The organism is Paraniabella aurantiaca (assembly GCF_050309965.1).
Classification (GTDB): domain Bacteria; phylum Bacteroidota; class Bacteroidia; order Chitinophagales; family Chitinophagaceae; genus Niabella.
On sequence record NZ_JBLOSY010000001.1, the window covers coordinates 2536684 to 2560933 of the forward strand.

Consider the following 24250-nt stretch of genomic DNA (forward strand, 5'->3'; position numbering starts at 1 on the left):
AAAGGTCTATCCTTTTCTTACGTCATAGTTGCAGTAAGCCCATGCTGTAAACGGCAGCAGCACCAGTGCCCATGGCATTGCCGTTTTACAACACAGGTAGCAAAAGAGCAGCACATAAAAAGGGTAGGTAAGTAACAAAATACCCAGCATCATCGAATCATGATGATCTGTATCACTAAAAAACAGGTGAAAGATGGTTTTGGCGAACCAGTAAATGGGCGCATGTAGCAGCGCACCCAACAATGCAGGTATTGCTAAAAGATACTTTTTGATTGGAGCTGTAGTTCCGAATTTGTTATTCAGCTCCGTTTTATCGGCAGGGTCAATTTCATAAACAAGCGGCTGCAGTCTTTCTTTTAGTATGTTATTGAACTGCGTGTTCTTTTCTCCGTCTGTTATGACGCCTTCAAAATTGCCGGCTTCTATAAGGTCTCCGAAATGTACAATTACCTTCTTGCCGTATTTACGAAATGAGCTATAATTAATACCAGCCGGGAGCACTTTTAACGGAATAGCCGCATCCCATGCCTTGAAAGCCAGCCTGGCCGTGCCCTTTTTAAGCGGGCGTAAATGCCACTCATTCACGCAAAGCCCTTCACTAAATATTAATACGCCTTCATTCTGCCTGAATAGTACTATACAGGAGTCGAATGTATCATAATTGGTGTTGAGGTATTCAGCACCTTCCCTGATGCGATACACCGGCAGCATTTTAAGTGATCGCAATACCTTGAAAATACGTTTGTTTTTAAAAGCGTCGCCACGTGCCAGCGATGTGATAGGAATATCAAACAGGATATCAAAGAGGATGGCATCGAGGAAAGAGTTTGGATGATTAGCGGCAATCAATATCGGGCCTTTCATTTGCAGCAGCCATCTTTTATCTACATCAATAGAATGGCAAAATAAATGAATAGCCAGGCGAACATATATTTTCAGGAGCTTGTAAAGCAAATTGCAAAAAGTTATATTGGCAATATATCAAAATAAGTATAAAAGCTTCTATTTTCTTAATTTTTGTAAAAACTACAATAATTCATGACAGTGCATGACAGTTGACCTTTTTGATTGATTTATTTTCGGCTTCTAATGATTTCGCTTACTGCATAGAAAATATTATAATTCATGAACGCTTTACTCGGTGTTATTTTTCATTTTATAGGTGGCTTTGCTTCAGGAAGTTTTTACATTCCATATAAAAAAGTAAAAGGCTGGGCATGGGAGTCGTATTGGATCGTTGGCGGCCTTTTTTCGTGGCTGATCGTTCCACCATTGGCAGCCTGGCTGACTATTCCTAACTTCTGGGAAATTATTACAACTTCTAACGGTAGTACACTGGGCTACGCATATTTCTTCGGTTTACTTTGGGGTATTGGCGGCCTTACCTATGGTTTAGGCGTAAGGTATCTCGGTGTGTCGTTGGGAAGTAGTGTTATATTAGGGCTATGCATGGTTTTCGGTGCATTGATACCAGCCATTTACTACCAGTTTACCCCGGCTGAAGGCAAAGATACCATTGGTTTGCTCACCGGTACTTCCTGGGGGCAAACAGTATTAGCGGGCTTGCTGGTTTGCGTTATCGGTATTGTTATCTGCGGTAAAGCAGGGATGATGAAGGAAAAGGAACTGGCAGGCAGCGGCGCCAAAAGCTCCGATCCGCATGCGGTAGGAAATGCAGATTCGGAGGTGCATCTTTCTGGTAAGGACGAGTATAAATTCGGTCTTGGTATTGTAGTAGCCATCATTTCCGGGGTATTAAGTGCCTGCTTCAACTTTGGAATCGAAGCCGCAAAACCAATGGCTGATACAGCTAATGAATTATGGAAAGCGGCTAATCCCGGTCAGGGTGAGTTCTTATATCAGAACAACGTTTCTTACATCATTATTCTGTGGGGAGGTCTTACTACTAACTTAATATGGTGTTTATTGTTGAATGCCCGCAATAAAACATTTGGAGATTACACGAACTCAAAAGTGCCGATCTTAAAAAATATCATTTTTTGTGCATTGGCAGGTACTACCTGGTTTTTACAGTTTTTCTTTTATGGTATGGGCGAAAGCAAAATGGGCAACGGGCCGAGCTCGTGGATACTCCACATGGCATTTATTATTTTAATAGCCAATGTATGGGGGTTGATCCTGAAAGAATGGAAGGGCGTTAGTAAGAAAACAATGAAAACAGTCATTGCAGGAATTGTTGTGATTCTGGCATCTGTACTGCTGGTTGGATTGGGTAACTCAATGAAATAAAAAGTATAAAAATATATCTCGTATAAAAGAGAGCACAAACAAATATCGTTATGGCAACAGACACAACAACTTTCAAACATGTAAGTTATTTATGGGATGAGGCAAAAGCTGCTGAGCTCGCTGGGGATGAGGTAGCATTGCTGATTTATCGTTCCAATTTATTAGGAGCAGATTTACGCCTTACCAATTATGGCGGAGGAAACACATCCTGCAAAGCAACAGCTAAAGATCCGCTTACCGGTGAGGATACAGAAGTGATGTGGGTAAAAGGCAGTGGTGGAGACCTGGGTACTTTAAAAAGGAGTGGTCTGGCTGCTTTATACGTAGATAAATTACGTAGCCTTAAGAATGTATACCGTGGTTTGGAGCATGAAGATGAAATGGTAGAATTATTCAATCATTGCATTTATGATCTGAGCTCCAAAGCGCCTTCTATTGATACTCCTTTACATGGGTTTTTACCATTCAAACATATAGATCATTTACATCCTGATGCTGCTATTGCTATTGCTGCAGCAAAAGATGGTAAAAAAATAACTGAAGAATTATTTGGCGGTACCATTGGTTGGGTGCCCTGGCAAAAACCAGGTTTCGAGTTAGGCCTGATGTTGAAACAATGCCTGGATGAAAATCCTGGTATCCGTGGTATCATGTTAGGTTCGCACGGCTTGTTTACCTGGGGAGATACTGCCTATGAAAGCTATATCAACACATTGGAGGTAATTGAGAAATGTGCGGAGTATATCGAACAAAACCTGGGTAAAAAAGGACCTGTTTTTGGCGGTGAAAAAATCCAGTCGCTTCCAAAAGAAGAGCGTTTGAGCAAGGCTGCATCTTTAGCTCCTGTTCTTCGTGGTTTCTGCTCTTCTAATGTAAAAATGATCGGTCATTTTACTGATGATGATCGCGTATTGCAATACATCAACTCCAACGACCTGGAAAGATTAGCCCCTTTAGGAACTTCTTGTCCTGATCACTTCCTGCGTACAAAAATCAGCCCATTGGTATTGAACCTGGCAACAGACGAGAACCTGGATGATGTAGCTGCAGTAAAAGAAAAGATCGCTCCTCTATTTGAGGATTACCGTAAAATGTACGAGGAGTACTATAACACCTGCAAACATGCGAATAGCCCGGCTATCCGGGATGCGAACCCGGTGATCATTATCTATCCTGGTGTAGGTATGTTTGCCTTTGCAAAAGATAAGCAAACGGCAAGAGTAGCTGCAGAATTTTACACGAATGCGATTAACGTAATGCGTGGAGCTGAAGCTATTTCTGAATACACATCTTTGCCCAGACAAGAAGCATTTAACATTGAATACTGGTTGCTGGAAGAAGCGAAGCTGCAACGTATGCCAAAACCAAAGCCATTGAGTGGCCGTATTGCGCTGATCACCGGCAGCGGTGGCGGTATTGGTAAGGCAATTGCTAAGAAATTTGCTGCTGAAGGCGCTTGTGTAATTATCAACGATATTAACCAGGAAAGGATAGATGCTACAACTGAAGAGTTCCGGAAAGCTTTTGGTAAAGACTCAACAGCTGCTGTAACATTGAATGTAACTGATGCCGCCTCTATCGAAGCGGCACTGGCCAATACTGCTCTGGCTTTTGGTGGTGTAGATATTATCGTAAATAATGCAGGTATCAGTATATCAAAAAGCATAACAGAACATTCTATCGAAGAATGGGATCGTTTATATGATATCCTGGTAAAGGGCCAGTTTATGGTATCAAAAGAGGCTGTTAAGATTATGCGCAAGCAAGCCATTGGTGGTGATATCATCAATATTGTGTCTAAAAACTCAATAGTAGCGGGTCCGAATAATGCCGGCTATGGTTCTGCAAAAGCAGCACAGGCGCATCTTTCACGCTTATTGTCAGCAGAGTTAGGAGGCGATAAGATCCGTGTAAACACTGTTAATCCTGATGCGGTGATCTCCGATTCCAATATCTGGGCAGGTGGCTGGGCCGAAGGTCGCGCCAAAGCTTATGGTATTACTGTAGCAGAATTACCAGCTTATTATGCAAAACGTACTTTAATGAACGAGATCATTCTTCCGGATGATATTGCTAACGCATGTTTTGTATTTGTAAGCGGCTTGCTGAACAAATCGACAGGTAATATACTGAACGTAGACGGCGGTGTGGCACAGGCATTCGTGAGATAACAAAAAATTAAAAATCTTCATATAGCAAAGCAACAAGGGTTGGTGATTTTCCAGTCGGCTAACCCGTTTTTTAAACGCTTTAAAGAAGGTTCAGGACCTGATTAGGATAAGAAAACTCAGGTAATACAACCCGGCAGTGACAATGGTTGTTATAAAAACATTACTTAATCGTCAAAAAATATTTTGATTCATGATTCTTAATAAATCGCAGATAGATGCACATAACGAGAAGGGGTTAGCAAAGCATAAAAGGGGCTTTGATTATGTATCCGGAATCATTCCTGATGCAGAAGGCATTATTAAGAAGCTAACAGATTTCCAGGTAGCTATTCCATCATGGGCACTGGGAAGCGGTGGTACAAGATTTGGCCGTTTTAGCGGTGGGGGTGAACCTTCCACCCTGGAAGAAAAAATAGAAGATATTGGATTGCTTCACCAGCTCAATCGCAGCAGTGGTGCGGTGTCGCTGCATATTCCCTGGGATATCCCTACTGATGCGAAAGCTATAAAAAATCTGGCGGCTGACTTCGACCTGAAGTTTGATGCAATGAATTCCAACACCTTCCAGGATCAGAGAGATCAGAAGCTGAGCTATAAGTTTGGTTCTATGCAGCATGTAGATAAGGGTGTGCGTCAGCAGGCTGTTGATCATAATATTGAAGTGATCAAATATGGCCAGGAATTAGGTTCCACTTCTTTAACGGTTTGGTTAGCAGATGGTTCCAGCTTTCCCGGACAGCTAAATTTCAGAAATGCATTTAATAATACATTAGAGAGCCTGCAAAGTATATACAGTGCTTTGCCGGATGACTGGAAAATATTTGTAGAGTATAAAGCATTCGAACCGAATTTCTATTCCACAACGGTGGGCGATTGGGGACAGTCATTATTGTATGCTAATAAGCTGGGCGAAAAGGCCTATACCTTAGTAGATCTGGGTCACCATTTACCTAATGCTAACATTGAGCAAATCGTTTCTTTATTGCTGAACGAGAAAAAGCTGGGCGGATTCCATTTTAATGATAGCAAGTATGGCGATGATGACCTGACTGTTGGAAGTATTAAGCCCTACCAGTTGTTCTTAATATTTAAAGAGCTGGTAGAAGGGATGGATGCCCGCGGATTGAATCATGCTACCGACCTGGGGTGGATGATCGATGCGAGCCATAATATTAAAGATCCGCTGGAAGATCTTTTACAGAGTGTTGAGGCCATCAACCTGGCCTATGCTCAAGCTTTGCTGGTAGATAGCAAAGCATTAAATGAAGCTCAGCTGAATAATGATGTAGCAGGTGCCCAGGAAATCTTACAGGATGCTTATCGCACCGACCTGCGCCCGGTATTGGCTGAGGCCCGGTTAAGAGCCGGTGCTGCCTTAAGCCCATTGCAGTTGTTCAGAGAAGAAAAAATCAGGCAACAGCTGATTGGCAAAAGAGGAGAAAAAACGGTAGCAACCGGGCTATAATCTTTGTCGGCTTAGCGATTTCAATTTTTCACAGTTTGAGAATTGAGTGCAAAAATCTCAAATCTCAAATCTCAAATTTCAATTGTTTTGATTCCTGTTATTGCAATATTCGATATCGGAAAAACAAACAAAAAGTTTTTCCTGTTTAATGAAGACTATAAAATTGTAGAAGAAGTATCTGTAAACTTTGCGGAAATTGAAGACGAGGATGGGTTTGCCTGCGAAGATATAACAGCCTTACACAGATGGGTGCTGGATACATTAAACAAGTATATAGATAGCAATACTTACGATATCAAGGCAATTAACTTTTCGGCGTATGGCGCCAGCTTTGTACACCTGGATGAAAGGGATGTTCCTGTAACACCTTTATATAACTATCTTAAGCCCTATCCCGCTAAAACAGAAGAACAGTTTTACGCTACCTACGGAACAAAAGAAGAAGTGGCTATTGCTACCGCGTCGCCGGCTTTAGGGAACCTGAATTCCGGCTTGCAGCTTTACTCCTTAAAATACGATAAGGCAAAGCTGTTTGATAAAACAAGGTCCTCTCTCCATTTTCCTCAATACCTGAGCTATCTGATCAGCGGCCGGAAGTACTCTGATATTACCAGCATTGGTTGTCACACTGCCCTATGGGACTATCGTAAGAATAGCTACCATGATTGGGTAGTAAAAGAGGGTATAGATACTAAGTTGGCTCCGGTGTTTTCTTCAGCCAAAGCGATAGATATTATTTACAATGGTAAACCGCTTAAATGTGGTATTGGCCTGCACGATAGCTCGGCTGCTTTTATTCCTTATATTCAAAATGTAAATGAACCATTCCTGTTAATCTCTACCGGAACCTGGTGTATCAGCATGAATGCGTTTAATGATACGCCGTTGACGAAGGAAGAGCTGGAAAAAGATTGTCTTTGCTATATGACTTATGAGGGCAACACGGTGAAATCTTCACGTTTGTTTGCCGGGTACGCCCACGAACAGATCATCAAAAAATTATCACAGTACTTTGTAGAAGTACCTAACTATTTTGAAAAAATAGCTTATGATAAAAGCCTGCTAAAAGATGAACCGGCTTTAAAAGATTTAAACGATTTTGATGTATCCAATTATGTAAGCTACGAAGCTGCGTACATTAACTTCATCAGGCAGGTCATCATTGCACAAAAGCGCTCCACTGATCTTGTATATAATGACAGGGTTAAGAAGATTTTTGTTGACGGCGGCTTTGCTAAAAACGAAACTTACATGCAGCTATTAGCCGAAGTTTATCCTCAAACAGAAGTATTTGCGGCTTCAGTGTCACAGGCTACCGCTATGGGAGCGGCAATGGCACTTCATCAAGACTGGAACCACCTCAATCTTCCGGATAATGTGATCAGCACCAGGAAATATTAAGCGGGACTATAGCCTTTACCAAAAAATATTTGTTTGTATTTTAATCCTGCCTTATCTTGTGCAGGTTCATGTATAACAACTATACACATATCAGCCAGGTTTACGTTGTAGCTACTGCTACCACTACAACTATTACCACAACCCGTTAAGGGTTGTACTTCGCCATATCACCACCTGGGCCAATGAAGGCCGTTCCTGATAAATCATCCTTAATATTTTAATTGTTATAAACCATGCAGGTTTTAAAATTTGGCGGTACTTCGGTAGCCAATGCTGAGAATATAAACAAAGTAGCTGCTATCGTAAAAAAGGCAGTAAGTAAAGACAAAACCATTGTGGTTGTATCGGCACTTGGCGGTGTTACAGACATGTTATTGCAGTCGGCTAATAATGCAGCCAGGGGTAATGAAGATTATAAACAAACTATTGCCGAAATAGAGAAACGCCATTTTGATGCGGTAAAGAGTCTGATACCTGTAGCGCATCAAAGCCAGTTATTAAGCCTGGTTAAAACATCTATTAACGAAATAGAAGATATCTGTAATGGTATTTTTCTTTTAAGCGAAATAACACCCCGTACCAAAGACCGTTTGGCGAGCTATGGGGAATGGTTGTCTTCGCAGATTATTGCCGAAAAGCTCCGGTTTGACCAGGTGGAGGTTCAATGGAAAGACGCGCGCCAATTAATTACCACAAATAGCAATTATACACAGGCTCAGGTGAATTTCGAAGCAACACAGGCCAATATTGTTGACTATTTTAATGGTTTGCAACAACCACTTTGTATTATACCAGGTTTTATTGCCAGCAATGCAGACGGTATCACCACTACAATCGGCCGTGGCGGTTCTGATTACACTGCGGCGATTATCGCGGCTGCTTTGAATGCAGAGGTGTTGGAGATCTGGACAGATGTAAGTGGTATGATGACTGCTGATCCGCGACTGGCGGCTAATGCGAAAGTGATTGAGAAAATATCTTATGGAGAGGCAATGGAATTATCGCATTTCGGCGCCAAAGTAATTTATCCTCCTACTTTACAACCAGTGATGACGCGGAATATTCCGGTGTGGATCAAAAATACTTTTGCCCCTGAAGATGGCGGTACGCTGGTACTCAATAATGAGCGCTCTGCGGCGCAGTCAGACGGGAATATTATCCGTGGTATTTCCAGTATCAATAACCTGGCTTTGCTAAGCCTGGAAGGAAGCGGCATGGTAGGCATTCCAGGTTTTTCTAAAAGATTGTTTGAAGCCTTAAGTAATGAGCAGATCAATGTTATTTTAATTACACAAAGCTCTTCAGAGCATTCTATATGTGTAGCTATTGATGCTGGAAAAGCTGATGCTGCAAAGCAGGCAATAGACGAGGCTTTTGCCAATGAGCTGGCATTGCAGAAAGTAGAACCTTTGAAAGTAGAAACTGATCTTTCCATTGTAGCTTTAGTTGGAGAGCAAATGAGGAGTCATCCGGGTGTAAGTGGTAAAATGTTTAGCGCATTGGGCCGTAATGGTATTAATGTTCGCGCTATTGCCCAGGGGTCATCTGAAAAGAATATCAGCGCGGTTATTTCTACTGCCGATGTGCGTAAGGCAATTAACGTTTTACACGAAGACTTTTTCGAAACTACTTTTAAGCAGGTACACTTATTCATCGCCGGAGTAGGTAATGTTGGATCCAAACTGCTGCAGCAGATAGAGAAGCAGCTTGCGTCTTTACAACAGCATCTGAAAATTAAGATCAATGTAGTAGGTATCAGCAATAGCCGTACCATGGTCTTAAATGAAAAAGGTATTGCACTGGATAACTGGCAGGAAGAGCTGAATCAGGGTGAAAAAGCATCACTGCCTTTATTTGTTGATCATGTTATTAATAAGAATTTACGGAACTCTGTTTTTGTAGATATCACAGCTAACCCGGATGTAGCTGCGATCTACGATCGTTTATTACAAAAAAGTATATCAGTAGTAGCTTGTAATAAAATTGCAGCTTCCTCTGATTATGCGAACTATAAGCGGTTAAAAGATCTGGCCAGGGAGTTCAATTGTAAGTTTTTATTTGAAACCAATGTAGGCGCAGGATTGCCGGTGATAGGCACTTTAAATGACCTGGTGTACAGTGGTGATGAAGTGAAAAAGCTGGAAGCCGTATTAAGCGGAACATTGAATTTTGTATTCAATAATTATGATGGAAGCCGGCCGTTTTCTGATGTGGTTAGGCAGGCACAGGAAGAGGGGTATACCGAGCCGGATCCCAGGCTCGATTTAAGCGGTACCGATGTTATGAGGAAGATACTCATCCTGGCACGTGAAGCCGGTCATGAAATGCAGATGGAGGATATTGGGAATAATGGTTTTTTACCCGAAGAATGTATGGAAGGGGATGTAGAAGCTTTTTATGCCTGCATGCACCGCCATGAAGCGCATTTTAAACAATTGCTGGACGATGCCAATGCTCAAAATTGTAAGTTAAAATTTGTAGCTACTTTTAACGAGGGTAAGGCTTCTGTTGGACTACAGCATATCGCTCCTGAAAATGACCTCTATCATTTGTATGGGAAAGATAATGTAGTATTGTTCTACACATTGCGCTATCCTTCACAACCACTGGTGGTAAAAGGCGCCGGTGCGGGTGCCGATGTAACCGCCAGCGGTGTGTTTGCTGATATTGTAAGAGCTGCGAGTATTTAAAACATCAAGCGTATATAATGAAAGTAAAAATAAAATCTCCCGGAACCGTTGCCAACCTGGTATGTGGTTTTGATATACTGGGTCTTGCCTTAAAAGCACCCTATGATATTATGGAGTTTGAAATAATAGATCAGCCAGGAGTGGTAATAGAAAACCGCGATGCCTATAATCTACCTACAGAGCCCGAGAAAAATGTGGCAGGCGTTGTATTACTGGCTGCAATAGAAAAGGCCGGTTTTAATAAGGGAATTAAGGTTACTATTGAAAAGCATATTAAACCGGGTAGTGGTTTGGGTTCAAGCGCTGCAAGTGCGGCTGGAGCTGCAGTTGGTGCCAACATCTTATTAGGCGATATTTTTTCTACCGATGACCTGGTGCAGTTAGCGATGATTGGAGAAAAACTGGCAACCGGTGTAAAACATGCTGACAATATTACGCCCTGCATAATGGGTGGTATTACATTGATCCGTTCTATACACCCGCTGGATATTGTACCAATTGCCAGTCCCGACCTATTTGTAACCGTAGTGCACCCACAGATAGAGGTACGCACAGCCGATGCAAGACAAATATTACGCAAGCAGGTGTTCTTAAAAGATGCCATTAAACAATGGGGAAATATTGCCGGCCTGGTAGCAGGCTTTATGACTAATGACCGGGGACTGATCGGGCGTTCTTTGGAGGACGTGATTATTGAGCCCGTTCGGAGTATCCTGATTCCTGCTTTCGATGAAGTAAAAGCCAAATGTAAAGAGGCTGGTGCGCTGGGTGGTGGTATTTCCGGTTCAGGCCCCTCTATTTTTATGTTGAGTGAAAATGAAGCTACCGCGCAAATGATTGGCGATATTATGAAGAGAGTATACGATGGTATCGGTATTGAAAACTACGTTTATGTTACTACGATTGGCAAGAATGGGGTGGAGCGAATGAGTGAGCATGAATAGTGAATAGTGAGTAGGCAATGGTAAAGTGGAGAATGGGGGAGTAGGGAGGGAGTAAATAGGGACAGAATTATCCGACACCCAACATCCAATGTTAAAGAACCAGCATCAGGCATCAAATATCCGGTATCAAAAAACGAGCATCAAGCATCCAATATCAAACATCTATTATCCAGCATCATGAATTATTATAGTCTTAATCAACAGTCTCCAAAAGTATCTTTTAAAGAAGCCACTATATTAGGGCAGGCACCCGACAAGGGTTTGTATTATCCCGAATATCTTCCGTTGGTTGATCCTCAACTAATAGACCGTATCGAATCCATGTCGGATGTTGACATTGCTTTCGAAGTTTTGAAACCTTATGTTGCAGGCTCGCTGAATAATGAAGAATTATATAGCATCGTAAAAGAAACTGTTAATTTCCCGATACCATTACAGCCGGCGACAGACGATATTTCTTCACTTGAACTGTTTCATGGCCCTACGCTGGCGTTTAAAGATGTAGGAGCCCGCTTTATGAGCCGCTGCCTGGGACATTTTTTAAAGAATGAAGAAAGGGAAGTGACGGTGCTGGTTGCTACATCGGGCGATACAGGCGGAGCTGTGGCGAATGGTTTTTATGGTGTAAAGAATGTAAATGTCGTGATCTTGTATCCCAAAGGAAGAGTGAGCCCGGTACAGGAAAAGCAATTAACTACATTAGGAAAGAATATTACAGCCCTTGAGATAAATGGAACATTCGATGATTGCCAGAAAATGGTAAAACAGGCATTTGCCGATGCAGATATCAATCAAAAGAAATTCCTTACTTCAGCCAATTCTATTAACGTGGCGCGCTGGCTGCCACAACAGGTATATTATTTCCTGGCTTACAAACAATGGAAGCAAAAAGAGCAAAAGCCCGTGGTATGTGTGCCCAGTGGCAATTTTGGAAACATCTGTGCAGGGCTGCTTGCGAAGGTAACCGGCCTGCCGCTCGGTCATTTTATAGCGGCCTGTAATGTGAACGACATTGTATCGCACTATTTACAAACACAGGAGCTGAAGCCCAAAGAAGCTACGGCCACTTTATCCAATGCAATGGATGTAGGTAATCCCAGCAACTTTGTAAGGATCATTGAGCTATTCCATCAACAATTTCCTGATCTTAAAAACAATTTGTCTGCTGATACCATTAGCGACGAGGATACTGTTGCTACCATCACTAAAGTGTATAAAGCATCGGGTTATACCCTGGATCCGCATGGTGCAGTCGCTTACCTGGCCCTTGAGAAATACCTGGAGCAACATCCGGATAAAAAAGGCTTTATACTGGAAACGGCCCACCCGGTAAAATTCCCTGAAGCTGTGGAATCCGCCACGGGAGAAAAGGTAGCTATACCTTCTGCTTTAGAAGAAATAATGACGCAAAAAAAAGAGTCGATAGAAATTGAAGCCACCTTTGATGCATTAAAATCGTTTTTGCTGGGAGAATAAATACCGGAGCCGCGTATAACCAAGGTTCGGTAACCGGATGTTCGTATATTCATCGTCCATGGCTGTTTATCGGGGCATATTAATAGGACTGTTGATGGTGTTTTGTATAGGCACCGGTATAAGTCAACCCGTAACTTTTGAATATATAACTGCTAAAAATGGGCTGCCACAAAGTACGGTTTTGGGTATTGTTAAAGACAAGTATGGCTTTATGTGGTTTGGTACCTGGAACGGCCTTTGTCGTTATGATGGTTATTCATTAAAAATATACCGAACCATACTAGGAGATACTACCTCTCTCTCCAGCAGCCGGATTCACTATTTATACAAGGACAAAGATGGTAATATCTGGGTGTCAGTTTTTAACCAGGTAGTATGCCGGTACAATTATGCGACCGACAACTTTACCCGATTCAAGCTTTCTTCGCTGCCTTTATCTTTTAGAGATTCGGTGAACAGGTTGAGAAGCCTGGATATATTTACGCATTCGAAAGACTTCATCCAAAATGTTATTGGTCCCTTCCATCTTTCGGAGAGTAAAGAGAGTATTTTTTTTGAAACACCCATTGACGGGCATGGTAGTCTGAATGATAATAATGTCAATTCAGTTTACCGTGATAATGAAGGTATACTTTGGGTGGGAACCCGGTCTGGTGGCGTTAATAAAGCAGATCTGAATGCCAATAAATTCGAAAGTAAAATGATTTACGAACCGGGTAGGGCCAATGTAGGTACAGCCATCAGGTCTATGTGGATAGATAAAGATGGCGTATGGCTGGGATCTGATTACAATGGCCTTATTTATATGAATAAGCAAACGGGAGCTTATCAGTATGTATCACCTCAATTAGCCAATGAAAACATCAAAGCACTTCTTAAAGATAATAACGGGCATATCTGGATTGGCAAAAGAAATGGATTGGACAAATATGATCCCCGAACAAAACAGATTACTTCTTATTTTAAATCATCAGCAGAACCTAATAAAAGCAGGTTTTATGCTATAGCTGAAGACCCGCTCACACACGATCTTTGGTTTTCTTATTATCATGGCGTCATTAAGTATGACTATCAAACAAAAAATTTAAAAGAACAACCACTTGCATCCTATGGACGTTCAGGAGCTGGTTGCCTGTTTTTTGACTCAAAAAATAATCTCTGGATTGGTACAGAATATTCGGGAGTAATTCAGATCAGAAGAAACCCTTCCACCAACGCCTGGGTTGACACGGTTTTGTATACCACGATGGCTTCCGATTCCCGCTCGCCGGATGAACGGGTGTATGCGGTGACGGAAGACTCTGAGGGTACGATCTGGGTGGGCGCTGCTAACGGACTGACCCGTATCAATCCCCACACCAGGGAGTCAAAAACCTATACAATAAAAGATGGACTGGTCGATCACTACATTACACAGGTAATGGCTCAGGATCCAGGATTTGTTTGGTTTGCTCACAAGAATGGCCTGTCTAAATTTAATATCAAAAGCGGGCATATTCAAAACTATGCTGTCAAGAAGCCGGGGCAGGAATATGAGTTCATGGATGGCTCGGGTTTTTTTGATCCTACTTCTGGACAGATGTACTATGGAACCACACAGGGGTTTGTTCATTTCGACCCGGATGAAATAATTGACAATCCTTTTTTACCGGTCACTACATTTACTAATTTACAGGTGCTGAATAAAACGGTTCAGGTGGGTGATACCATTAATGGAAGGGTGATTCTTTCCACGCCCTTGCATTTAGCCAAAACAATTACACTCACTCACGAAGACAAAAGCTTTTCGGTTGAATTTTCAGCCCTACACTTTTCTAATCCTGCCAGGAATCAATACGCCTATATGCTCGAAGGACAGGATAAAGACTGGGTGTATATTGATGCTTCCAGGCGGGTGGCAGGTTATTCTAACTTACCAGCCGGCACATACATGCTAAAGGTAATGGCTTCCAATAGCGACGGGGTTTGGAACCGTGTACCTGCTACCCTGGAGATTATAGTACTGCCTCCCTGGTGGAAAACCTGGTGGGCCTATAGTATTTACACGTTGTTATCGTTGCTGGGTATCTATATTATTGTGAGGATCGTGCAGGTGAGACAACAATACCATCGGCAAATACTTACTGAGCGTTTAAAAGCTGAAAAAGCAGAGGAATTAGACCAGCTGAAGTCGAGCTTTTTTACCAATGTGTCACATGAATTTCGAACACCGCTTACTTTGATTGTTGACCCGCTAAGATCTTTACTAACCCGGCAGGATGCGTCTGACAAAGAAATGGCACATTATAATGTAATGTACCGTAATGCGCAGCGTCTGTTAGCTTTGATCAACCAATTTCTTGATTTCCGAAAAATAGAATCCGGGAAAATGCAACTGCACCCGGTACGGCAGGATCTGGTAGCGTTTGTAAGAAACACTGCAGCTGCATTTAACTTTAAGGCAGAGGAACAAAATATACAGTTTGAAGTGATGGCTGAACCTTCGGTCATTCAACTAGGGTTTGATCAGGATGTTACGGGCAAGATCCTTTATAACCTGGTATCTAACGCCTTCAAATTTACCCCGGCCGGAGGAGCTATTTCTGTGAAGATAAAAGCAGATCATGATGCCCCGGAATCGGTTAAAATAACTGTGGCTGATACCGGGTTAGGTATTCCCGCAGATAAACTGGATAAAATATTCGATCCTTTTTTCCAGATAGAGGGCGCACAACAACATGCCGGCACCGGGGTGGGTTTGTCTCTTACCAGGGAGCTGGTGGCTTTACATAAAGGAACGATCAGCGTAAACAGTACCGTAGGGGCTGGAACGCAGTTTACGGTTTTGCTAACCAACCTGGAGACGGATGCAAATGCACCGGTTGCTCGGGACACTCCTGTTCATGCCGGGTTGAGTTCTATAGGGGAGCAACCTGTCGATGAAACGATAGCACCCACGGAACGCTCTATCATACTGGTGGTTGAAGATAATGACGATATCCGCAACTACATCCGGCAAAATCTGGCAGGTGAGTATACTATTCTGGAGGCTTCAAATGGCATTCAAGGATTAGAAAAAGCAGTATCCGATATTCCAGACCTGGTGATAAGTGATATAATGATGCCGGGTATGAATGGTTTGGAAATGTGTAAGCAGTTAAAATCTGATGAGAAAACAAGCCATATCCCGGTAATATTGCTAACTGCCCGGCAGTCTGACCAATATGAGGCCGAAGGTTACGAGACAGGAGCCGATGCCTATATCGTAAAACCATTCAGTATGCCGCTGTTACAGGCACGGGTACGCAACCTGATTGCCAGTCGTGCCCAGCTGCGACAATTATTTGCACAATCTCCCGAATCATATGCTAACCCGGTGGGGCTATCCGCTGCTGATAAGTCATTCCTGACTAAAGCCACCCGGCTGGTAGAGGAGCACATGTCCGAAGCCGAGGTGAACGTAGAATGGCTGGCAGGCCAACTGTTCATGAGCCGTACCCAGTTATATCGTAAAATAAAGGCAGTTACCAATCAGTCGGTTCACGAATTCGTAACCGGCATCCGCTTAAGTAAAGCCGCTGAAATGCTGTTGCAGGGTCAGCATTCGGTAACAGAAATTGCTTATATGGTAGGATATGCTGATGCTACCAGCTTTACCCGTATGTTCCAGAAGCAATACGGTACTACCCCCAAAAAGTACAGCCAAAGCTCTAAAACGGATTGATTTTTACCCGTTGCTCTCCTGCGATTTCCAGGTCTCTTATTTTAGGTCGTTTCCTTACTTTTTTTACTGCTGTTTTTATTTTTTGTTGATTATCAATAGTTGTTAACTATGAAATGAATCAAAATGCCGATTTTTTGGTACGATACAAATGCCCCAAAACTGTTTCGTAAACTAGTTTCGGTAAGGAAATAATCAATAAATATTGCTTGTAAATCCGGGTGACTCCTGCCATTAAAAATGAATCATATCAGATGATAGGGTTTGCCGGAAGTCGGAAAATATGAAACGAACGATTGTAATAACGATGTTAATAGGGGTGGGTCTGTTTGCTACCCATGCTCAAAGCTTCAGGTTTGATTTTGGCAAGGGAAAAGCTGAAAAGGGATTTTTAAAGGTACTGCCCGAAACGGTATTCAGCCAGGAATCAGGGTACGGAATTGACCTGGGTACAAAGGTAATAGCCAACCATTCGATAGGTAAAACAGCGCTTACTGACGGATTCCTGACCAGTGACCAGCCTTTTTATTTTTCCGTAAAGCTTCCCGAGGGTAATTATAATATAAAACTATGGGTAGGAGACGACCAGGGTGTTGCTGATGTGGCCATACGCGCCGAAAACCGGCGCATGTTTGTTAATCGCCTGCAAACTGATAAAGGAAAACATCAGCTGGTGGAGTTTACCGTAAATATCCGCGATAGCCTGATTGCTGGCAGCGGGAGAAAAGTACGCCTGAAGTCAAGGGAGTACGGATATTTACATTGGGATAATAAGCTCACGCTGGAATTTAACAGCACACAACCCAAGATCAACGCCATAGAAATTACGCCTAATAAAGAAGCTGTATCAGTTTTTCTCGCCGGAAATTCAACTGTTGTAGATGGTGCGGGTGAACCCTTTTCGGCCTGGGGGCAGATGTTCCCTTACTTTTTTAAGCCTGGTAAAGTAGCTATCGTCAACCTCGCTGAGTCCGGAGAAACCCTGAGCGGTTTTATTAGCGCACGTCGATTTGCTAAAATGCTAAGCCTGATGAAGCCGGGCGACTATGCCTTGGTGGAGTTTGGGCATAACGATCAAAAACAAAAGGGAGCAGGTGTAGGAGCATTTACTACCTACAAAAAGGACCTGGAATACTTTATTAATGAAGTGAAAAAGAAAGGAGGCCACCCGGTTTTGGTGACATCTGTACAACGCCGGCGGTTTGAGCAAGGCAAGATTGTAGAAACCCTGGGTGATTATCCTGCTGCTGTGAGACAAACGGCACGGGAGCAGCATATTCCAATGATCGATCTGAATGCAATGAGTAAAACACTTTTTGAATCGATGGGAGAGCAGGCTTCTTTGTTGGCCTTTGCCCACTTTCCCGCCGGAACCTTTCCCGGCAGGGCCGAAGCGATAGCCGACAACACTCATTTCAGGCCTTTCGGGGCTTATGAAGTAGCCAAATTGATCCTGAAAGGTGTCAGAGATGCGGGGCTGGATCTGGCGAAAGAAATTAAAGCCACCGAGCCGTCATTCGATCCTACCCGGCCTGATGCTTACGTCAGCTTTTACTGGCCCGAGAGTCCGGGAAAAGATGCAACCAAACCCGATGGAAACTAGACAATAATTACACTCAATTATAGCGATGCACATGAAATGAGCCATAGATCTTTTGTCTAATCAGATAATGATGATTTTGGCGAATTACATCTGGCTATTAAAACAATAAAAAAATAAGCAGATGAATACAATTTTTAAAAACGGAAGACTGACTTTTGATGTTCAATTAGATATTGATGTCGATACTTCATCAAAATTGTTCCTGTACTTACAGGTAAAACAGGTAATCAAACAGGCTATTGTCAGCGGGCAGATAGAAAAGGGTATACGCCTCCCATCTGCACGTGAAATAGGTAAAACCAACGTAGTGTCCCTGGCCACCGTGGAGCGGGCTTATCGCGACCTGAGACGTGAAGGTATTGTTGAGAAAAGAAAGGGCGATGGCTACTTCGTTTCTGACAGGATGGGCCTGAATTGACGCATACTGTTAACAGCGGGCTAAAAACCCGCAGATTGCGGGCGGGTCTTTGCGATTCCGGTAAATCATTTTACCTTTCGGGCAACTGATGTAAACAATGTATGCAAACCCTTTGTATATAGAATATATCAGGAGTTAAAATCGCGAGACATGCATGAGCTGGAACCTTTTTATAACTGGCAACATATTTATGTAAGTGAGGAGGATGAACGTTCTCCTTTTTTTGGTACCGAGCACTCCCAGTTTGAGTATACGGATACGATCTACAATTATTATATCCACCCTCAATGGGAATATTTTGGCAGCCGCACGCTTTACTTAAAAGTGTTGATGGCTGATTATGATGAGGGGTATGCTGTTATTGAATTGATAGGCGAGTGGAATGACGCAGTGGAAAATGATATTATGACCTTAAAAAGGGATGTGTTGGAGGTGTTTATGCATGAAGGGATACATAAGCTAATATTAATTGCCGAAAATGTGCTCAATTTCCATAGTAGTGATAAAGAATACTATGAAGAATTACATGAGGAACTTTCTGACGAAGACGGCTGGATCGTATGTTTAAATATGCCTGAGCAAACCCAATACGATTTTAAACGTGCCAGACTCAACCAGTTTATAGAATTAATGGAGCTGGATAATTGGCGAACCTATAAGCCTTATCATCTGTTTAAGAAAATAGATGAGCAAATCAGTAAAAGATTATTGTAATGCAGTGCTGCTCAATGGCAGGGATGCATACTATACTGTTATCCCGTATGTAAAATTAAAGGAGTGCCAATTATTATCGAAATTCCGCAGCGCAATCGTTTCCGTCATTTTTTTGTCATGGAATTGATAATTCTGCGTTACTTTTGCGCCATTCACTAATTAGATTTAGCTTATATGAACTGGTCTCAACTATTTACGTCGAGTGTAGGAAAGAAAATAACGATGGCGCTCTCCGGTCTTTTCCTGGTAGCTTTTTTACTGGTTCATGCCGGTTTAAATGCTTGTATCTGGGCTAACGACGGAGGGGTAATGTTTAATATAGCGGCTCATTTTATGGGAGCTAATGTGGTGCCCCGGGTATTAGAGATTGGTTTGTTTGTATTTTTCCTGTTGCATATTATCCAGGGTTTAGTATTAGAAATACAAAACCGCAGCAAACGTAAAGTGGGTTATGCCATTCCAATGGGTAACCGTGGAAGCAAATGGTATAGTCGTGCTATGGGTATTTTAGGTTCCATTATCCTTATCTTTTTGGTAATTCACCTGATCGATTTCTGGATCCCTTCCCGCTTTGGCGGTTTGGGTCAGATGTATATTGATATGTCAACCCACCAGATTGTTGCTGCGGGTACACCAGGCGCCAAAGAGTTTCACGACCTGTATGGAGAGATGTTGTATAAGTTTACCAGCTACCCCTGGATTTCGGTGGTGTATATTTTAGGTGTTATTGCTTTGTTCTGGCACCTGGTGCATGGTATCCAAAGTGCGTTCCGTACGTTCGGGGTAACCAATCACAAGTACATCAATATATTAACTGTTGTGGGCTGGTGCTTTGCTATTATTGTTTGTGGTGCATTTATTTTAATGCCTATCAGCTTCCTGGCCGGCTGGATTAGTTAATATTTGAGTGGGATCCCGTCCCTGGAAGGGCGGGTCGGCAGCAAGAAAGCAGCAGTACTAAGGTTCGGACAAAAAGAAAGTGGAATTTGGGGTAAAACTCAAATCATAAAACTCAAATCATAAATTGAATTATGCTTGATTCAAGAATACCTGCGGGTAAGTTGGAAGACAAATGGAATGATTATAAAGGTCATTGTAAGCTGGTAAACCCGGCTAACAAAAGAAAGTTAGAGATCATCGTGGTAGGAACCGGTTTGGCCGGGGCATCTGCAGCAGCTTCTTTAGGTGAGTTGGGCTACAGGGTGAAGGCTTTTTGCTTCCAGGACTCTCCGCGCAGGGCGCACTCTATTGCTGCGCAGGGTGGTATCAATGCAGCAAAAAATTATCAGAATGACGGAGACTCTGTTTTCCGTTTATTTTATGATACAATAAAAGGTGGCGATTACCGTGCACGTGAGGCTAACGTTCATCGTTTGGCTGAGGTAAGTGTAAATATCATTGACCAGTGTGTGGCGCAGGGCGTACCTTTCGCCCGTGAATATGGTGGTTTATTAAATAACCGCTCTTTTGGTGGTACACAGGTAAAAAGAACTTTTTATGCTGCGGGTCAAACCGGTCAGCAATTATTAATAGGCGCTTACCAGGCTTTAGAAAGGCAGGTGGCTTTGGGTAACGTGCAGCAGTATACCCGCCACGAAATGCTGGATATTGTAATGATTGATGGAAAAGCCCGTGGTATCATCGTACGTAACCTGATTACGGGTCAGTTGGAGAGATATTTCGGGCATGCGGTAATACTGGCTTCGGGCGGATATGGGAACGTGTTTTATCTTTCTACCAACGCAATGGGTAGCAATGTAACAGCTGCCTGGAAAGCTCATAAAAAAGGAGCGCATTTTGCAAACCCTTGCTTCACACAGATCCATCCCACCTGTATTCCTGTTTCCGGCGACCACCAAAGTAAGCTGACCCTGATGTCAGAGTCGCTGAGAAATGACGGTCGTATCTGGGTGCCCAAAAAACAAAACGATACCCGCAAGGCCAACGATATACCTGAAGAAGAAAGAGACTATTTCCTGGAGCGGAGATACCCTGCCTTTGGTAACCTCGTGCCTCGTGACGTAGCTTCGCGTGCGGCCAAGGAAAGATGTGATGCGGGTTATGGAGTAGGAACTACCAAACAGGCCGTTTACCTGGATTTCAAATATAACCTGATCAATAAATACGGTAGAACAGAAGCCAATAAGCAAGGTATTCAAAATCCCGACCAGGAAACGCTGGTGCGTTTGGGTAAAGAAGTAGTAAAGGAAGAATATGGTAACCTTTTCGATATGTACGAAAAAATTACCGGAGAGAATCCTTACGAAGTTCCTATGCGTATTTATCCGGCAGTGCACTACACAATGGGTGGTGTTTGGGTTGACTATGAGCTGATGACTTCGGTAAAAGGTTTGTATTGCCTGGGTGAAGCTAATTTTAGCGATCATGGTGCCAACCGTTTAGGTGCTTCTGCGTTGATGCAGGGACTGGCTGACGGTTACTTTGTTCTACCTTATACGATCGGTAATTACCTGGCTGATGAAATTGCAGTAAAACCAATACCTACAACAGATAAAGCATTTGTAGAGGCTGAAGCTGCAGTAAATGCACGTATCACGCAGCTGATGAATATTAAAGGAACCCAGTCTGTTGAAAGTTTCCACAAGCGTTTGGGCAAGATCATGTGGGAGAAATGTGGTATGGCGCGCAACGCCCAGGGGTTAACAGAAGCCATTGCAGAGATACAGGCACTTAAAAAAGAGTTCTGGAGCAATGTGCGCATACCTGGTGGCATTCACGAAATGAATCCTGAATTGGATAAAGCCAATCGCGTGGCTGACTTTATTGAACTGGGAGAGTTGATGTGTAAAGATGCTTTAGAGCGTAAAGAAAGTTGTGGCGGTCATTTCCGTGAAGAGAGCCAGACAGAGGATGGTGAAGCATTGCGTAATGACGAAGCGTTTATGCACGTAGCCGCCTGGAAATACAATGGCGAAAGCAACTGGGAGTTGGTAAAAGAACCTCTTGATTACGAGGTAATCAAGCCATCTCAGAGAAACTATAAATAGTAGTAAAGCAATATGAAGGTCGTGGGCTTTTCATTTGTTAGAAATGGAGTAAAATACGGCTATCCTTTTGTAGAATCCATAAGGTCAGTGTTACCGTTGGTAGATGAGTTTGTGATAAACCTTGGTAATAGCGATGATGAAACGAATGATCTTGTAGAAAGGTTGCCGAAGGAAAAGGTAAAAACGATTCATAGTATTTGGGATGAGTCATTAAAAACCGCAGGAAGAGTTTTGGCTGTAGAAACAAACAAAGCTTTGGATGTTACAGGTGCCGAGGCCGATTGGCTCTTTTACATACAGGGAGATGAAGTAATCCATGAAAAAGATTATGATGAAATACGCAACCAGATGTTGAGGTATAAGGATGATAAAAATGTTGAAGGGTTGCTATTTCGATATTATCATTTTTATGGGAGCTATAGGTTCCTGGGAGATGGTCGAAGTTGGTACCCTTTCGAGATCAGAATTATCAGGAACAACAAAAAAATACGTTCTTATAAAGATGCTCAGGGTTTTAGATGGGAAGATGGTAAAAAGCTTCAGGTTAAGTTAATTAATGCTCATATCTATCACTATGGATGGGCCAGAAATCCCGTAATCATGAATCGAAAGCAATCTGCATTTGGCAGTTTATATAACGGCGGACAGACTGTGGATCAAAAAGAAGAAATAGCTTTCGATTATAGTAAGGTTGATTCTATTACTTTATTTCAAGGATCGCATCCTGATGTTATGAAAGATATAGTGGCGAGTGAAGACTGGACACTGAACAGAGATATAAATAAGAAGAATTTTAAAAACTTAAAGCACCGGCTTTATTACTTTTTGGACAAAAGATTTGGATGGAGACCATTTTCTTACAAAAATTATAAACTGATTCATTAGTATTAATATGGAACATTACAATATGAACCTCACCTTAAAGGTGTGGAAACAAAAAGACGGGAAAAGTAAAGGTGGTTTTGAAACTTACCAGGTAAAGAATATTTCTTCCGAAATGTCTTTTTTGGAAATGTTTGACGTGTTGAACGAGCAGCTGATACACGAAGGAAAAGAGCCAATTGCTTTTGACCACGATTGTCGCGAAGGAATTTGTGGCATGTGTTCTATGTATATTAACGGTCGCCCGCATGGCCCATGGCAAGGTACCACTACCTGCCAGTTGCACATGCGTGCTTTTAAAGATGGTGACACTATCGTGGTAGAACCATGGAGAGCCAATGCTTTCCCGGTTGTGAAAGACCTGGTGGTAGATCGTTCTTCTTTTGATCGCATCATACAGGCGGGGGGTTATGTTTCTGTAAATACCGGTGTAACGGTTGATGGTAATGCTATCCCTATTAATAAGGATAATGCAGATAAAGCATTTGCTGCAGCTGCATGTATTGGTTGCGGAGCCTGTGTAGCGGCTTGTAAAAACTCTTCAGCTTTATTATTCCTTTCGGCCAAAACATCTCACCTGGCTTTATTGCCGCAGGGACAAACAGAAAGAAATAAACGCTCACTGGCAATGGTAGCTCAAATGGATAAAGAAGGCTTTGGAAGCTGTACCAACACTGGCGCCTGCGAAGCAGTTTGCCCTAAAGAAATTGAAATTACCAATATCGCGCGTTTGAACAGGGACTTCACTGCAGCAGGATTAGCAGCAGACGTAAAAGGATAAAAATTGCTTTAAATATCTTTAAAACCTCCTGCAATCGCGGGAGGTTTTTTTATTGGAAATAATTGGGGATTCCTTTAGTTTTTTTATTTTTCGATATAGTGCTTTTTTTCACAGGTGTTTTTGTTGTAACGAGGCTTCGGCTGCTACCCTTAAGTTTCTTGTAAGCTTCGGCCATTTTTACATCGTAATTGTTTTTTTTATAGTCAGGTCCATTGTATTTACGTGCAAAATCAGACCAGCGTTTTTCACGGAGTTCATCACCCAGTGATGTATTGATAATATAATTAACAAAAGCAAATAAATGCTCACGTTCCCCTTTATACATGGCAGTTACAAACTCCTGTAAAGAATTGAAGCCGGCCAGCGCATAGTTAAACCCCATTACCTGGAAGCGTCCCCAGGAGGCAGACATCAGTGCCGCATTCCGGTTTAATATAACCGCTTCCTGTAGTCGTTTGTGCTGTGATGCTGAAGCGCCATATCCTCCTGCCAAGGGGTTAGATATGCCTGGGTTTGTTTTGTCGAAAAGCCCATTGGTACGTTTGGAAAAAATATGTCGCTCGAAAAGGATTTTAGGCTCGCCGGTAGGCAAAAAGCCATCGCCTTTGCTTTCTACTGCAGCCACTGCTTTAATGGCGGCAACCTCGCAGTTTAACTGGCGTGCCGCATCCTGGAAGTCTTTTTCGTTTAATGCTGGTTTAGACATATGGGATGTTTGAGGTTTATAACGTGATGGAGTGATCTACA

17 protein-coding genes are annotated in these 24250 nt (G+C 42.5%); 15 read left to right on the forward strand and 2 right to left on the reverse strand.

Annotated elements, in window-relative coordinates; all coding sequences use genetic code 11:
- Positions 1-6 precede the first annotated feature (6 nt).
- Positions 7-954: a 1-acyl-sn-glycerol-3-phosphate acyltransferase gene (locus ACLOAU_RS11085; protein ID WP_427861936.1), complete on the reverse strand. Its 948-nt coding sequence runs from the start codon at positions 952-954 to the stop codon at positions 7-9.
- A gap of 171 nt (positions 955-1125) precedes the next feature.
- On the opposite strand from ACLOAU_RS11085, the gene rhaT reads away from it, so the two are divergent.
- From rhaT to ACLOAU_RS11160, 15 genes are all read left to right on the forward strand, one after another.
- Positions 1126-2250, forward strand: coding sequence for an L-rhamnose/proton symporter RhaT (rhaT, locus tag ACLOAU_RS11090; protein ID WP_427861937.1), 1125 nt, complete (start codon positions 1126-1128; stop codon positions 2248-2250).
- A gap of 50 nt (positions 2251-2300) precedes the next feature.
- Positions 2301-4421: a bifunctional aldolase/short-chain dehydrogenase gene (locus ACLOAU_RS11095; protein ID WP_427861938.1), complete on the forward strand. Its 2121-nt coding sequence runs from the start codon at positions 2301-2303 to the stop codon at positions 4419-4421.
- Between the two features lie 190 nt (positions 4422-4611).
- The gene (locus tag ACLOAU_RS11100) at positions 4612-5886 is read left to right on the forward strand and encodes a sugar isomerase (protein ID WP_427861939.1); all 1275 of its coding nucleotides are present in this window, start codon (positions 4612-4614) and stop codon (positions 5884-5886) included.
- Positions 5887-5973: 87 nt separating this feature from the next.
- Positions 5974-7287, forward strand: a complete 1314-nt coding sequence (locus ACLOAU_RS11105) for an FGGY-family carbohydrate kinase (RefSeq protein WP_427861940.1) — start codon at positions 5974-5976, stop codon at positions 7285-7287.
- A 233-nt stretch (positions 7288-7520) separates the two neighbouring features.
- Positions 7521-9977, forward strand: a complete 2457-nt coding sequence (gene thrA, locus ACLOAU_RS11110; RefSeq protein WP_427861941.1) for a bifunctional aspartate kinase/homoserine dehydrogenase I — start codon at positions 7521-7523, stop codon at positions 9975-9977.
- Between the two features lie 17 nt (positions 9978-9994).
- On the forward strand, positions 9995-10921 hold the full coding sequence (locus ACLOAU_RS11115) for a homoserine kinase (protein WP_427861942.1): 927 nt from the start codon (positions 9995-9997) through the stop codon (positions 10919-10921).
- Between the two features lie 177 nt (positions 10922-11098).
- Positions 11099-12397 carry a threonine synthase gene (gene thrC / locus ACLOAU_RS11120; RefSeq protein WP_427861943.1) on the forward strand — a complete coding sequence of 433 codons (1299 nt, stop codon included), beginning with the start codon at positions 11099-11101 and terminating at the stop codon, positions 12395-12397.
- 58 nt (positions 12398-12455) lie between these two features.
- Positions 12456-16100: a hybrid sensor histidine kinase/response regulator transcription factor gene (locus ACLOAU_RS11125; protein WP_427861944.1), complete on the forward strand. Its 3645-nt coding sequence runs from the start codon at positions 12456-12458 to the stop codon at positions 16098-16100.
- Between the two features lie 280 nt (positions 16101-16380).
- A complete protein-coding gene (locus ACLOAU_RS11130; RefSeq protein ID WP_427861945.1) occupies positions 16381-17700 on the forward strand; it encodes a rhamnogalacturonan acetylesterase in 1320 nt (439 codons plus the stop codon).
- Positions 17701-17821: 121 nt separating this feature from the next.
- Entirely contained in the window at positions 17822-18118 is a 297-nt protein-coding gene (locus ACLOAU_RS11135) for a GntR family transcriptional regulator (protein ID WP_427861946.1), read from the forward strand.
- Between the two features lie 150 nt (positions 18119-18268).
- A complete protein-coding gene (locus tag ACLOAU_RS11140; RefSeq protein ID WP_427861947.1) occupies positions 18269-18832 on the forward strand; it encodes a hypothetical protein in 564 nt (187 codons plus the stop codon).
- A 174-nt stretch (positions 18833-19006) separates the two neighbouring features.
- A complete protein-coding gene (locus tag ACLOAU_RS11145; RefSeq protein WP_427861948.1) occupies positions 19007-19732 on the forward strand; it encodes a succinate dehydrogenase cytochrome b subunit in 726 nt (241 codons plus the stop codon).
- A 131-nt stretch (positions 19733-19863) separates the two neighbouring features.
- Complete coding sequence (locus ACLOAU_RS11150; protein ID WP_427861949.1) at positions 19864-21840, forward strand: fumarate reductase/succinate dehydrogenase flavoprotein subunit; 1977 nt, start codon at positions 19864-19866, stop codon at positions 21838-21840.
- Positions 21841-21852: 12 nt separating this feature from the next.
- A complete protein-coding gene (locus ACLOAU_RS11155; RefSeq protein ID WP_427861950.1) occupies positions 21853-22725 on the forward strand; it encodes a glycosyltransferase family protein in 873 nt (290 codons plus the stop codon).
- A gap of 7 nt (positions 22726-22732) precedes the next feature.
- Complete coding sequence (locus tag ACLOAU_RS11160) at positions 22733-23503, forward strand: succinate dehydrogenase/fumarate reductase iron-sulfur subunit (protein ID WP_114789657.1); 771 nt, start codon at positions 22733-22735, stop codon at positions 23501-23503.
- Between the two features lie 49 nt (positions 23504-23552).
- Here the strand turns inward: ACLOAU_RS11160 and ACLOAU_RS11165 are convergent, their stop codons facing one another.
- Positions 23553-24209: an N-acetylmuramidase family protein gene (locus tag ACLOAU_RS11165; RefSeq protein WP_427861951.1), complete on the reverse strand. Its 657-nt coding sequence runs from the start codon at positions 24207-24209 to the stop codon at positions 23553-23555.
- Between the last annotated feature and the right edge of the window lie 41 nt (positions 24210-24250).